15 protein-coding genes and 1 pseudogene are annotated in these 12067 nt (G+C 66.6%); 5 read left to right on the top strand and 11 right to left on the bottom strand.

The features are described from left to right. Positions 1–51: 51 nt before the first annotated feature. The 7 genes from F3H32_RS04185 to F3H32_RS04155 form a co-directional block, all read right to left on the bottom strand. On the bottom strand, positions 52–699 hold the full coding sequence (locus tag F3H32_RS04185; RefSeq protein ID WP_149764675.1) for a pseudouridine synthase: 648 nt from the start codon (positions 697–699) through the stop codon (positions 52–54). Continuing rightward, positions 696–1322 (bottom strand): LysE family translocator, encoded by a 627-nt coding sequence (locus F3H32_RS04180; RefSeq protein ID WP_149764673.1) that lies wholly within the window; start codon positions 1320–1322, stop codon positions 696–698. The genes F3H32_RS04185 and F3H32_RS04180 overlap by 4 nt, the downstream gene beginning before the upstream one ends. A 48-nt stretch (positions 1323–1370) precedes the next feature. Then, positions 1371–1766, bottom strand: coding sequence for a GFA family protein (locus tag F3H32_RS04175; RefSeq protein WP_149764671.1), 396 nt, complete (start codon positions 1764–1766; stop codon positions 1371–1373). Between the two features lie 119 nt (positions 1767–1885). Next, entirely contained in the window at positions 1886–2248 is a 363-nt protein-coding gene (locus tag F3H32_RS04170) for a hypothetical protein (protein WP_149764669.1), read from the bottom strand. Positions 2249–2346: 98 nt separating this feature from the next. Then, positions 2347–3168 (bottom strand): NAD-dependent epimerase/dehydratase family protein, encoded by an 822-nt coding sequence (locus tag F3H32_RS04165; RefSeq protein ID WP_149764667.1) that lies wholly within the window; start codon positions 3166–3168, stop codon positions 2347–2349. Continuing rightward, on the bottom strand, positions 3165–4019 hold the full coding sequence (locus F3H32_RS04160) for a glycosyltransferase (protein WP_149764666.1): 855 nt from the start codon (positions 4017–4019) through the stop codon (positions 3165–3167). Before F3H32_RS04160 ends, F3H32_RS04165 begins: the two co-directional genes overlap by 4 nt. Further along, positions 4016–5233 (bottom strand): NAD-dependent epimerase/dehydratase family protein, encoded by a 1218-nt coding sequence (locus F3H32_RS04155; protein ID WP_149764664.1) that lies wholly within the window; start codon positions 5231–5233, stop codon positions 4016–4018. The genes F3H32_RS04160 and F3H32_RS04155 overlap by 4 nt, the downstream gene beginning before the upstream one ends. Before the next feature lie 156 nt (positions 5234–5389). Here F3H32_RS04155 and F3H32_RS04150 point away from each other — a divergent pair, with 156 nt between their 5' ends. From F3H32_RS04150 to F3H32_RS04130, 5 genes are all read left to right on the top strand, one after another. Next, the gene (locus F3H32_RS04150; protein ID WP_149764662.1) at positions 5390–5836 is read left to right on the top strand and encodes an RrF2 family transcriptional regulator; all 447 of its coding nucleotides are present in this window, start codon (positions 5390–5392) and stop codon (positions 5834–5836) included. A gap of 157 nt (positions 5837–5993) precedes the next feature. Then, positions 5994–6842: a shikimate dehydrogenase gene (locus F3H32_RS04145; protein WP_149764660.1), complete on the top strand. Its 849-nt coding sequence runs from the start codon at positions 5994–5996 to the stop codon at positions 6840–6842. Further along, entirely contained in the window at positions 6839–7435 is a 597-nt protein-coding gene (gene coaE / locus F3H32_RS04140) for a dephospho-CoA kinase (protein WP_149764658.1), read from the top strand. Before F3H32_RS04145 ends, coaE begins: the two co-directional genes overlap by 4 nt. Further along, on the top strand, positions 7428–8147 hold the full coding sequence (gene dnaQ, locus F3H32_RS04135) for a DNA polymerase III subunit epsilon (protein WP_149764656.1): 720 nt from the start codon (positions 7428–7430) through the stop codon (positions 8145–8147). Before coaE ends, dnaQ begins: the two co-directional genes overlap by 8 nt. Positions 8148–8234: 87 nt before the next feature. Continuing rightward, a complete protein-coding gene (locus F3H32_RS04130; protein WP_149764655.1) occupies positions 8235–9107 on the top strand; it encodes a YihY/virulence factor BrkB family protein in 873 nt (290 codons plus the stop codon). Positions 9108–9148: 41 nt separating this feature from the next. On the opposite strand, the gene F3H32_RS04125 is transcribed toward F3H32_RS04130, so the two are convergent. The 4 genes and pseudogenes from F3H32_RS04125 to F3H32_RS04110 all read right to left on the bottom strand — a co-directional run. After that, the gene (locus tag F3H32_RS04125) at positions 9149–10930 is read right to left on the bottom strand and encodes a sensor histidine kinase (protein ID WP_149764653.1); all 1782 of its coding nucleotides are present in this window, start codon (positions 10928–10930) and stop codon (positions 9149–9151) included. A 9-nt stretch (positions 10931–10939) separates the two neighbouring features. After that, a complete protein-coding gene (locus F3H32_RS04120) occupies positions 10940–11533 on the bottom strand; it encodes an RNA polymerase sigma factor (protein WP_149764651.1) in 594 nt (197 codons plus the stop codon). Positions 11534–11538: 5 nt separating this feature from the next. Continuing rightward, positions 11539–11685 carry a NepR family anti-sigma factor gene (locus F3H32_RS04115; protein WP_115756974.1) on the bottom strand — a complete coding sequence of 49 codons (147 nt, stop codon included), beginning with the start codon at positions 11683–11685 and terminating at the stop codon, positions 11539–11541. A 112-nt stretch (positions 11686–11797) separates the two neighbouring features. Continuing rightward, positions 11798–12067: pseudogene (locus F3H32_RS04110) on the bottom strand (IS5/IS1182 family transposase); the annotation flags it as partial.

Genomic DNA, 12067 nt, shown 5'->3' with positions numbered 1-12067 from the left:
AGCTTAGCCCAGCACGGCCCGTTGGGGCAGAAAAACCTGCGTGACCCGCCGCTAGAAGGGCGAGGGCGCGGAAAAGCCCTGCATGACCCCGGTTTCGGGATGCTTGAAGCGCAAGCTTTCGGCATGCAGCATCAGCCGCGCGAAATCCGCCGCTGCCCCGGTGGCATAAAGCGGATCGCCCAGGATCGGATGGCCAAGCTGCGCCATATGCACCCGCAACTGGTGGCTGCGGCCGGTGATGGGCATCAGCCGCACACGGGTTTCGGCATCCGTCGACTGGACGACCCGCCAATCGGTCTGCGCCGGCCGGCCCTGGTCGTGATCGACCTTTTGCCGCGGGCGGTTCGGCCAGTCCACGATCAGCGGCAGGTCCACCCGCCCGGTCGCTGGCGCAAGCCGGCCCCAAAGCCGCGCGACATAGGTCTTTTTCGTCAGCCGGTCCTGGAACTGCCGGCCCAGATGGCCCTGCGCCTGCCGGGTCAGCGCAAAGACCATCACCCCCGACGTGTCCATGTCCAGCCGGTGCACCAGCAGCACGGTCGGAAAGACGCCGCGCAGCCGCTCGATCAGGCAATCGGCGCGCTCGTCGCCGCGGCCGGGCACCGACAGCAGCCCGGCGGGCTTGTCCACCACCAGGATCTGGTGATCGGCATGGATCACCCGCGGCTGTTCCTGGGTCGGCTGGTAGAGAAAGCTCATTTCCACACCAGCCGCAGCGCCAGCCCGGCAAACATCACCGCAGCGATGCGGTTCAGGATGCCCAGCCGCGGGCCGATGGCCTGCCGGGCCAGGCCGCCCGCCAGGCCATAGCCCATGGTCACAAGCATGCCCGACAGCGCAAACATCAGCCCGAGCGCCAGGATCTGCTGCCAGACCGGGCCATAATCCGCCCTGGTGAACTGCGGCAGAAAGGCCAGCAGGAACAGCACCGGCTTGGGATTGAGCAGGTTCGACAGCGCGCCGCGGCGGATGATGGCCCAGGGGCCGCTGGCGGAACGGGCGCGGGGATCGACCTGGCCCGCGGTCCAGCTTTTCCAGGCCAGGAACAGAAGATAGGCCGCGCCGGCATATTTGATCGCGACCAGCGCGCCGGGATGGGCGGCGACCAGCGCGCCCAGGCCGACGGCCGCCATTCCCACATGGCAGACCACGCCCAGCCCGACGCCAAAGCCGGCCAGCACCCCCGCCCGCGGGCCATTCTGGATGCCGCAGGCGCTGGCGAAGAACACGTCCTGTCCGGGGGCAAGGTTCAGCACCAGCGCCCCGGCCATAAAGGCCAGCAATTGCTGCATCGGAAAGTTCGCCAAGGTATCCCAGATCATCGCGCGCCCCTTTTCCTGCCGCCTAGGCCGGGTCGGGCGCGGCGTCAACTATCCCTGCTGCTGTTGTGGCAGGCCGTCGGCGATGGGATAGTAATCGCCCTTGTCGGCGACGAAGATATGGCCCAGCAGGTGCAGCCCCGTCGGGCTGTCGATGGCGCCCGCAGCCACGTCGATGATGTCCGACCCGTCGCGTTGCCAGAACAGTGAGCTGCCGCAATCGGGACAAAAGCCGCGTCGGGCGATGTCCGAGGCGCGATACCATTTCGGCTGCCCCTCGATCTTCAGCGTCCGGGGCAGGATCGCGGCCCAGTAATGGCCCGACCAGCGCCGGCACTGGCTGCAATGGCAGGCCCTCAGGTCGTTCGTCCCGTCATAGGTGCCGCGAAACCGGATTGCGCCGCAAAGGCAATGGCCGGTGAAATCCGTCTGGTCGGGCTGTGGCATCCACGATCTCCTGCGATCTGCGGTGATGTGAAAGCGTGGGTCCGGCCGCTGCCGAAGTCAAGCGCGCCGGTCGGACGCCAGGGGATTTCGCGGGCAGGCGATGCCGGGCCGGGCCGCCCTCATCCCGCCACGCGCCTATAGCTGCTTGGGGTATGCATCAGCGGCAACAGCGCAAAGCCCGCGGCCGCCAATGATGAAAACGCCGGCAGCGCAATCCCGCCGATCCCGGCCAGCACCGCGGTCTGGGCCAGCAGGAACAGGCTGCAACCCGTCGCCAGCGCGGTCCATCCTTCGCAGCGCGACCGCCAGGCCATGACGGCCCCCAGCAGCGCCAGGCCGCTTACCGTCCAGGAAACCGGACCAAACGGAATCCGCCCGCCATTCGCCACGACCTCTGCGGGCAGGAAGAATGTCCAGCAGGCGAAAAGGCTGCCGGCCACCATCGCAAAGGACAGGCCGCATAGGATCGAAAGTAGGCGCATGGAACGGTACCAGACGACAAAACGCACAAATTCGGGGCCAAATTGCGCGGAAATGCCGGCTGCTGCAAGCTGCCGCGATCCTGTCGGCGGCGTTCCGCCTATGATTGCAGCTCCGACATGATCCGGGGCAGGTCGCGGCGCAGGCGCTCCACGCCGCCGGGCTGCCAGCCCAGGTCCCGCAGGCGCGCGCAAAGCGGCACGCGCAGCAGGTCCGCATCCGCACGGGCCGGCAGGGGCGTGGTGCAGCCGGTCAAGCCGGCCACCTGCGCCAGCAGGTCGCGGCGGTCCAGGACCAGGTCGCTGGCATTATAGCTGCCCGCCATCGCCGGGTCGGCCAGCACCAGCAGCGCGGCGCGCGCCAGGTCGGCGCCGTGAAGTTCGGTCGCGACGCGCGGCTGGGGCGTGACGCCATGCAGGAAATCCATGATCAGCCCGGCCCATTTCTGCGGCAGGCCCGGTCCATAGACGCCGGTCGGGCGCAGGCTGGCGGTGCGGAAATCCGGCCCGGCCATGGCGGCCAGCGCCGCATCGGCATCGGCCTTGACCTGGCCGTAAAGGCTGGTCGGCAGCGGCGACAGCGTGTCGGGCAACGCCATTCCCGCCGGATGGCCGTCATGCACGGCCCGCGAAGACAGAAACAGCACCCGCCCGACGCCCTGGTCCCGCGCCGCCCGGAACAGCGCCAGCGAACCGTCCAGGTTGGCGCGGATAAAGCCCTGCGCATCCCCGCCCTCGCCGCCGCGATAGCGGCCGGGCACATGCTGGAAAGCGGCATGGACCAGCGCGTCGCAGCCGGCCAGGTCCGGCACATCGCCCAGCCGCCAGCCGGGCAAGGTTGCCACATCGTGGCCGCCCGCCCGCGCGGCGCGAAGAATCCAGCGCCCGACAAGGCCCGAGGCGCCGGTCAGCGCGATCCTCATGCCGCGCCGGCCATGGAACCGGGCGGCGGCGGCAGGTCGCGGGGATCGGGCACCGGGCCGTCGCCGGCATGGGCGCGCCACAGATCGACCAGCGGGCGAAGCTGCTCAACCTTGGCGTGATCCTGCCAGGGCTTTTCATATTGGTAATGCAGCACCCGGATATCCTGCCAGCGCCAAAGCTGCGGCAGGTTCATCCAGACATATTGAAGCATATTGTCAAAGACCGGCAGCCCGTGCCAGTTCGGAAAATAGCTTTCCAGAAAGGTCTGGTCGGTTCGGCGCCAGAATTGGCCCGGCCGGTCCAGCCGCTCCTGCATCGCCCGAAAGGTCGCCTGCGACGGCCTGGCGGTAAAGACGCCCGAGTTCAGGCGGTGGAAATCCGCCAGGCTTTCATAGACATTCGGCGCGGCGGAAAATTCGGGATAGTCGAACAGCCGGTCGATATTCTGCAAGACCAGCGCATCGGCGTCGATGAACACCACGCGGTCATAGTCCAGTTGCCACAGCCGCAGCTTGGCGAAATTGTCCAAGGGCGTGTGGAAGGGCGGCTTTTCGCCCTTGGTAAAGGGTGCGGCACCATGCAGCCGGTCGCGGGCGTGCCTTTCGTTGAACCCTGCCGAGGTCGGCAGCAAATCGACCCGCACCGGGCGCGCGCCCAGCGCCTGCAGCCCCTCGACCAGGTCCTGCGGCAGGTCGGTGTATAGCAGGACCAGGTCGGCCGTCGTCCCGGTACGGCGCAGCGACCGCAACAGCGCCGCCGCCCCGATGGCATAGTCGGGATTGGTCGCCAGCGTGACAAAGGCGCGGTCGGACCGCGCCTTGCCTGTCGGGTGAATGCCTTCGGAGGTCACGATACCGAACGCAGCCTTTTGCCTTCGGGATCATGCTCGACCCGCTGGGCGATGTCCTTGGTCCAGGCCGAAACCGCCGGCACGCGCGAGCGGTCGATGCGATGCGCATATTTGCGCGCCACGTCCACCACTTCGGACAGCAGCCCCTCGGCCAGGGTGATCGGCTTGAGGCCCAGCGCCAGGAACTGGTCGTTCTTGACCACCAGTTCGTTCTCGTCCGCCTCTTTGCGAGGATTGGGCAGATAGGCCACCTTGGCCCCGGCCATGCGGGCGATCAGTTCGGCCAGGTCGCGGACGCGGTGCGTTTCGGTCATCTGGTTGAAGATGCGCACCCTTTCCCCGGCCGCCGGCGCGTCCTTCAGCGCCAGTTCGATGCAGCGCACCGAATCTTGCAGGTGGATAAAGGCGCGGGTCTGGCCGCCGGTGCCATGCACGGTCAACGGATAGCCGATGGCGGCCTGGATCAGGAAGCGGTTCAGCACCGTGCCATAGTCGCCGTCATAGTCGAAGCGGTTGATAAGCTGCTCGTGCCGGCGGGTCTGGTCGGTATGGGTGCCCCAGACGATGCCCTGATGCAGGTCGGTGATGCGCAGCCCGTCGTTCTGGGCATAGAACTGGAACAGGATCTGATCCAGGCTCTTGGTCATGTGATAGACCGAGCCGGGGCGCGTCGGATACAGGATCTGCTGGCCGCGCGGCCCGGCGGCGGTGTCGACGGAGACGTCCAGATACCCTTCCGGGATGGGCGCGCCGATGGTCGAATAGCCATAGACCCCCATCGTGCCCAGATGCACCAGATGCGCGTCGATGCCGGTTTCGACCAGTGCCGCCAGCAGGTTGTGCGTGGCGTTGATGTTGTTGCCCACCGTATAGACCTTGTGGCGGTCGGTCTTCATCGAATAGGGCGCGGCACGCTGCTCGGCGAAATGGATCACCGCGTCGGGGCGATTCTCGGCCAGCCAGGCTTTCAGCCGCTCGTATTCGGTGGCCAGGTCCAGCAGGTGGAAATGGATCCGCCGCCCGGTTTCCTGATGCCAGATCCGGCAGCGTTCCTGGATGGAATCCATGGGCGTCAGCGACTGCACGCCCAGTTCGGTGTCGATCCAGCGCCGGGACAGGTTGTCCAGGATGTGAATCTCGTGGCCCAGATTGGACAGATGCAGGGCGGTCGGCCAGCCGACGAACCCGTCGCCCCCCAGGACTGCGATGCGCATGGTCGGTCTACTCCTTGCTGTTGCCCCGCTGCAATGCGCGGACAATGTGACAAAACGACGACGATTTGGCGATGGTTCCTAGACGAAAGCCGGGGCGGCCCGCAATTTATTGCCGAAATCGTTGCATGACCAGCCGGCGAACACTAAGGCTTGCCTATGATCTCGCAGAAAACCAAATATGCCATCAAGGCGTTGATGGCCCTGGCCGATGAGGTCGCTGCCGGCGGCCACGCGCTGACGATCGAAGAGATCGCGCAGCGGTCCGGCGCGCCCAAGCGTTTTCTGGAACATATCATGCTGGAACTGCGCAATGCCGGCTATGTCGGCTCGCGCCGGGGCCGCGCCGGCGGCTATGTGCTGATCAAGCGTCCGAACGAGATTTCCATCGGCGAGCTTTTGCGCCGGGTCGACGGACCCATCGCCCCCCTGCCCTGCCTGTCGCGCAAGTCCTATCAGCGCTGCGAGGATTGCCTGGACGAGGCGACCTGCCGGCTGCGGCGCATGTTCGGCCAGGTGTTCTGGTCCTATCTGCTGCTGATCGAATCGCTGACGCTGGAGGATCTGGTGGCCCAAGGCGGCCTGCCAGAGATAAGCGTGGCCTAAGGCCCGGCTGGCCTGCGGCGGTGGCATTCTTGCCATGGCAGCGGGCGCAACCGGCGCCGCGGCTTGACCCCGGCGCGGCCCGATAGCAGTTGTGACGCGACGTTCGATCCATCCCGATGCCGGGGCCTTGCCCCTCGGAAAGCACCGCAGGTCTGCCATGGTTGACAGTTCCCCCGCCCCCAAACACGCGCCCCTTGCCGGGGTGATCGGCTGGCCGATCGCGCATTCGCGCTCGCCCCGGTTGCATGGGCATTGGCTTGGGCGCTATGGCATCGCCGGGCATTACGTGCCGCTGCCGGTGATGCCCGAGCATCTGGCCCAGGTGCTGCGCGCCATGCCGCATATGGGCTTTGTCGGGGTGAACGTCACCATCCCGCACAAGGAAAGCGTGCTGGCGCTGGCCGATGTCGTCACCGACCGCGCGGCGCTGATCGGGGCGGCGAACACGCTGATCTTCCGCCCCGACGGCAAGATCCACGCCGACAATACCGACGGCTACGGCTTCATCGCCAATATCCGCCAGCATGCGCCCGACTGGATCCCCGGCCTGGGCCCGGCTGCGGTGATCGGCGCCGGGGGTGCTGCGCGGGCCGTTGTCGCCTCGCTTCTGGAAAGCGGGGTGCCGGAACTGCGCATCGCTAACCGCACCCGCATCCGGGCCGAGCAGATCCGCGCCGAATTCGGCGCCAAGGTCGTGGTCTATGACTGGGCGCAGGCCGGCAACATGCTGGAAGGCGCGATGACCGTGGTCAACGCCACCTCGATGGGGATGGAGGGCAAGCCGCCGCTGCGCGTGCCGCTGGACGCGCTGGCACCGGGCACGCTGGTCACGGACCTGGTCTATACGCCGCTGATGACGCCGTTCCTGGCCGAGGCGCAGGCGCGCGGCTGCGAGATCGTGGACGGGCTGGGGATGCTCTTGCACCAGGCCGCGCCCGGCTTTGAACGCTGGTTCGGCCAGCGCCCCGAGGTCGATGACGAATTGCGCCGGATCGTGCTGGCATGAGCTACCGCCTGGGCCTGACCGGCGGCATCGGCATGGGCAAATCCACCGCCGCGCAGATGTTTCGCGACCTGGGCCATCCGGTCTGGGATGCGGATGCGGCCGTGCATCGGCTTTATGCGCCCGGCGGCGCGGCCGTCGCGCCGGTGGCCGCCGCCTTTCCCGGTGTGCTGCGGGATGGCGGCGTCGACCGCGCCGCGCTGCGCGAGGCGCTGGCCGCCGACCCCTCGGGCTTTGCCCGGCTGGAGGCCATCGTGCATCCGCTGGTGGCCCTGGATCGCGCCAGCTTCATCGCCGCGCATCAGGACGCGCCCATCGTGGTGCTGGACATCCCGCTGCTGTTCGAAGGCGGGGCCGAGCGGCAGATGGACGGGGTGGCCGTGGTCTCGGCCCCGGCCAAGGTGCAGCGGGCCCGCGTCCTGGCCCGCCCCGGCATGACCGAGGCGGATTTCCAGATGATCCTGTCGCGGCAGATGCCGGATGCGGAAAAGCGCAAGCGGGCGGATTTCCTGATCCCCTCGGACACGCTGGACGGCGCGCGCGCGGCAATCGTGGACATCTGCACCCGGATCATGGCAGAACGGCCCCATGCGTGAGATCGTGCTGGATACCGAAACCACCGGCTTCGACCCCGATACCGGCGACCGCATCGTCGAGATCGGCGCGGTCGAGCTGATGAACCACCTGCCCACCGGGCGCACCTTTCACGTCTATGTCAACCCCGAGCGCCCGATGCCGCAAGAGGCGTTCGAGGTGCATGGGCTGGGCGACGATTTCCTGCGCGACAAGCCGCGCTTTGCCGAGATCGCGGCCGATTTCGCCGCCTTCATCGGCCAGGACACCCGGCTGGTGATCCACAATGCCAGCTTCGACATGAAGTTCCTGAACGCCGAGCTGCGGCTTTGCGGCCTGCCGCTCATGCCCTTCAGCCGCGCGGTGGATACGCTGGAACTGGCGCGCAGCCAGTTCCCCGGCGCGCAGAACTCGCTGGATGCGCTGTGCCGGCGCTTTCGCATCGACAACTCGAACCGCACCCTGCACGGCGCGCTTCTGGACAGCGAATTGCTGGCCGAGGTTTATCTGGCCTTGCGCGGCGGCCGCCAGCCGGGCCTGGTGCTGGATGCCGGGCCGATGCGCGGCGCAACCTCTGCCGGGCCGCAGGCGGCGCAGGGACCCGCCCCACGCGCGCCACGGCCGCGCCCGCTTGCCCCCCGCATTACCCCGGCCGAGGCCCAGGCCCATGCCGCCTTCGTGGCGACCTTGGGCGAAAAGGCGGTCTGGCTGCGCTATGGTGGCGCGGTTACGTAAGGCAAGGGCGCAGAAAGAGCGGAACCTTACTGGCAGGGAAGCGGGTTTCCCTTATGGGACCGCGGCCCAAGCAAAGAGGACGGAACCTTGATCAGGGATTGGTGGCAGTTCGTCCTGGCGATCTTTGAGCGGATGGACAAGATCCACATGAGCCTGATCGCCGCGGGCGTGGCCTTTTATGCCATGTTCGCGGTGTTTCCGGGGATGGCGGCGCTGTTTGCACTATGGGGACTTTGGAACGACCCCCAGGTGATCGAGCAATATGTCCACACCACCGACGGCTTCATCCCGCAAAGCGCCGCCGAGATCATCTATGGCCAGATCAGTTCGCTGGTGGCCGCCGGCCGCACGCAGCTTGGCTGGACCACGGCGATTTCCTTTATCGTCGCCACCGTCTCGGCGCGGGCGGGGGTGGACGGGCTGATCCGGGGGTTGAACGCGGCCTATGGCGTGCGCTCGCATTCCACGGTCATGGGGTTCCTGCTGGCCTATTTTTTGACGCTGGTCATCGTTCTGGTCATCGCGCTGGGGCTGGCCACGATCATCCTGGTGCCCATCGCCTTCAACTTCCTGCCCGACGTGCCGCTGCGCAACTGGCTGATCGGCGCCCTGCCCTGGATGGCGATCTTTTTCATCGTGCTGGTGGTGATCGGCATCCTGTATCGCTATGGGCCGAACGTGAAGACGCCGCGCACGGCGATCTTCACCTGGGGCTCGGTCTTTGCGGCGCTGGCCTGGGCCGCGGCCTCCTATGGCTTTTCGGCCTATCTTGCCAGCTTCAACAGCTACAACCGCATCTATGGTTCGATCGGCGCGGTGATCGCGCTTCTGATGTGGTTCTATCTGGGCGGCTTCACGGTGATGCTGGGGGCGCTGATCAACGTGGAACTGTCCCGCCGCCGCCGCTTTGTCGCCGCAAGAAAGCTGCGGCAGGCAGCACAGCAGCGGGCAGGCGAATAGGCCGGGGCACCTGCCATCGGCCCCCGCGGTCGCGGCCCGCCCTAATGCCGCGACCCAGGCCGGGCGGCCGAGGTCAGCACCACCTGCGGCAATTCCACCCCGTCGCGCTTTTGCAGGTTCTCGACCCGGAAGCGCAGCCGCAACAGGAACCGGCCGCCGCCCATTTCCTGCTCGGCCTCGCCCTCAAGCTGGGTGGCGAAAGCCTCGATCAACTGGCTGCCCAGCCCCGTCCCTTCGGCCAGGCTGCTGGCGCCGATCGAGTTCTCGACCTCCAGCACCGCATGGCCCGGCCCGTCGGCGCGCAGCGAAACCCGCACCCAGGGCTCGACCTCGGGGTCGGAAACGCCGGAATATTTCAGCGCGTTGGTGAACGCCTCGGTCGCCAGCAGGCTTAGCGGCACCGCCTGGTCGGGCATCAGCACCAGGGGCTCCAGCCGCGTGTCGATGCGCAGCCCGGCCCCCGGCCCGACCGAGGCATTGGTCATCTGGTTGATGATGTCGTGGATCAGCCGGTCGGCCTGGACCGAATCCAGATGTTCCGCCTGATAAAGGTTGCGATAGATCGTCGCCAGCGACGCCACCCGGTCCTGGACCGAGCGCAGGACCCGCCGGGCGTCTTCGTGGTCGATCACCCGGATCTGCATGTTGATGATCGAGGCGATCAATTGCAGGTTGTTCTTGACCCGGTGATGCACCTCTTTCAGCAGCACGGTCTTTTCGTCGACGGCCGCCTCCATCGCTTCTTCGTCGCGGATCAGGATGCGGGCCATGTTGTGAAAGGTCTGGCTCATGTCCTCGATCTCGGCGGGGGCGTCGGCCAGGACCGGCGGCGGCGCCGAGCGGTCGCCGATGGCAAAGCGGCGCATCTGGCTGCGCAATTCGCGGATATGGCGCAGCACCAGGCGATAGACGGCGAAATAGGCCACCGCCAGCGAGGCCGCCCACAGGATCAGCGGCAGGATCAGCGCGGTGCGCCGGGTGATGTCGATGCCGGTGATGCCGGATTCGGCGCGATTCCACGACCCCAGCGCATAGACCAGCCCCGGCACCACCGGCACGACGCTGAACACGCGCCGTTGGCCCGAATTGGAAATGTCGCGAAAGGTCGTCTCGCTGCGCGACAAAAGCGAAGGCAGCGACTTGCCGCGCGGAAGAACCCGTTCGATATCGCCTGGCCCTTCGCGGTCCGAGGAAATGATCTCGCCCTGATTGTTGAAGGTCAGCACCCGCGCGCCGTCGGTTCCCAGGCCCGACACATGGGTCGAGCGCAGCAAGTCGTGCGACATCGACACGCCGATATAGCCCAGAAGCTCGACCCCGCGGTAAAGCGGCTGGATCACCACCACCACCGATTTTCCGGTGACCGGGCCGTCCTGGCTGGTGGTGACAAGCGTGCCGGGGCTTTCGATGAATTGCCGGAACGCCGCCTCGCCGGTCAGGTCGTGGGTGCCGCGCACCGACGAACATTCCGTGATCCCGTCCAGCCGGGTAAAGCCGGCATAGACGAAATTCACCGTACGCTGGACCAGCCCGCGCATGATGTCGGAACAGGCTTGCGGCCGGTCCATGGTCTCAAGCACCGCCGGTCCCAGGGCGTCCGCAGTGCCAAGCGCGCTTTGCAAAAGCGCGCGTTCCCCGGCGGCGGCGGTCGCGGTCCGGCCCAGCAGCGCAATTTCCGAAGAGCGCTGGTATTCACGCGACAGGTGCAGGGTCTGGATGACCGAGATCAGCCCGATGGGCAGGATCGCCACCGACAAGAGCCCGCCCAGCCGAAAGCCCAGCCTCTTGGTGAATTCCAGCTTGTCCAGCAATCGCCGCAGCACGCCGGCATCTCAGCGCAGGATCGGGGCGTTCTGCGCCATTACCGCAAGCGTGGCCTGGTCGGTCATTTCCAGTTCCTCGCCTTCTTGCAGATGCAGCAGTTCGGCCAGCCGCCGGCGGCCGCGATTGGCGCGCGACTTGACGGTGCCCACGGCGACGCCGGTCATCGAGGCCGCCTCTTCATAGGAAAAGCCCGATGCACCGACCAGGATCAGCGCCTCGCGCTGTTCGTCGGGCAGCTTTTCGAAGGCGACGCGGAAATCGTTCAGCGCCAGCCTGCCGTCATGCTCGGGCCGGGTGGCCTGGCGGGCGGCATGGATGCCATCGGTGTCGCTGACCTCGCGCTTGGTCTTGCGGCGGGCAGAATAGAAAGTGTTGCGCAGGATGGTGAACAGCCAGGCCCGCAGGTTGGTGCCGGGCTGGAACTTGTCGATGTGAGTCCATGCCTTGACGATGGTGTCCTGCACCAGGTCGTCGGCCGAGGCCCCCTCGCGCGTCAGCGACAGCGCGAAAGCCCGCAATGCCGGCAGATGATCCACCAATTCGTCGCGCGGATCGCCGTGGCCTTGCGGTCCACCAGCCCGCGCCGGTTTCGATTCAGCCATGCGGTTCACTCCTGCTCGCGCAATTTATCGAGCAATTGCAGGAACCTGTCCGGAATCTGCTGGGTTGCATCCTGTTCATAGACCCGTCGCAGATTCTCGTCGATCTGCTTCTGGATGGCTGCTCGTCTACGTTCCTCACGCCTGGTATTCATTTTTTAGTTATTCCCGGTAATCTTGTGCGCACCTTGCCTAACCGTTACCTATCCGATCGGCATTGTTGCAGAAGTCGGCTTCAGGACATGATGGCCCTTTCCCCAGCTGAGGTCAGGCCACGCGTTCGATCTCGGCGGTGCCGAGGGCGTTGAAGCGGTTCATCAGGGCGACGCGGATGTGGATCTCGGCTGTCTGGCGGTCGGGGTCCCTCGACGCGATCCGCTCGCCGAAGGATTTCAGATTCCTCATCCGGGCCTCGACCCGGCTGCGGACATGATAGCCGGACCACCTTTTCCAGATCGTCCGGCCGAGGCGCTGGGTTGCCCTCAGGATGTCGTTGCGGGCCAAGGCGGCGGGGCAATCTTCTTTCCAGAGGCGGCC

This window comes from Paracoccus thiocyanatus (assembly GCF_900156255.1).
GTDB lineage: Bacteria > Pseudomonadota > Alphaproteobacteria > Rhodobacterales > Rhodobacteraceae > Paracoccus > Paracoccus thiocyanatus.
The sequence above is the reverse complement of the archived record's forward strand: the minus strand, read 5'-3'. Positions and strand labels throughout refer to the sequence as shown.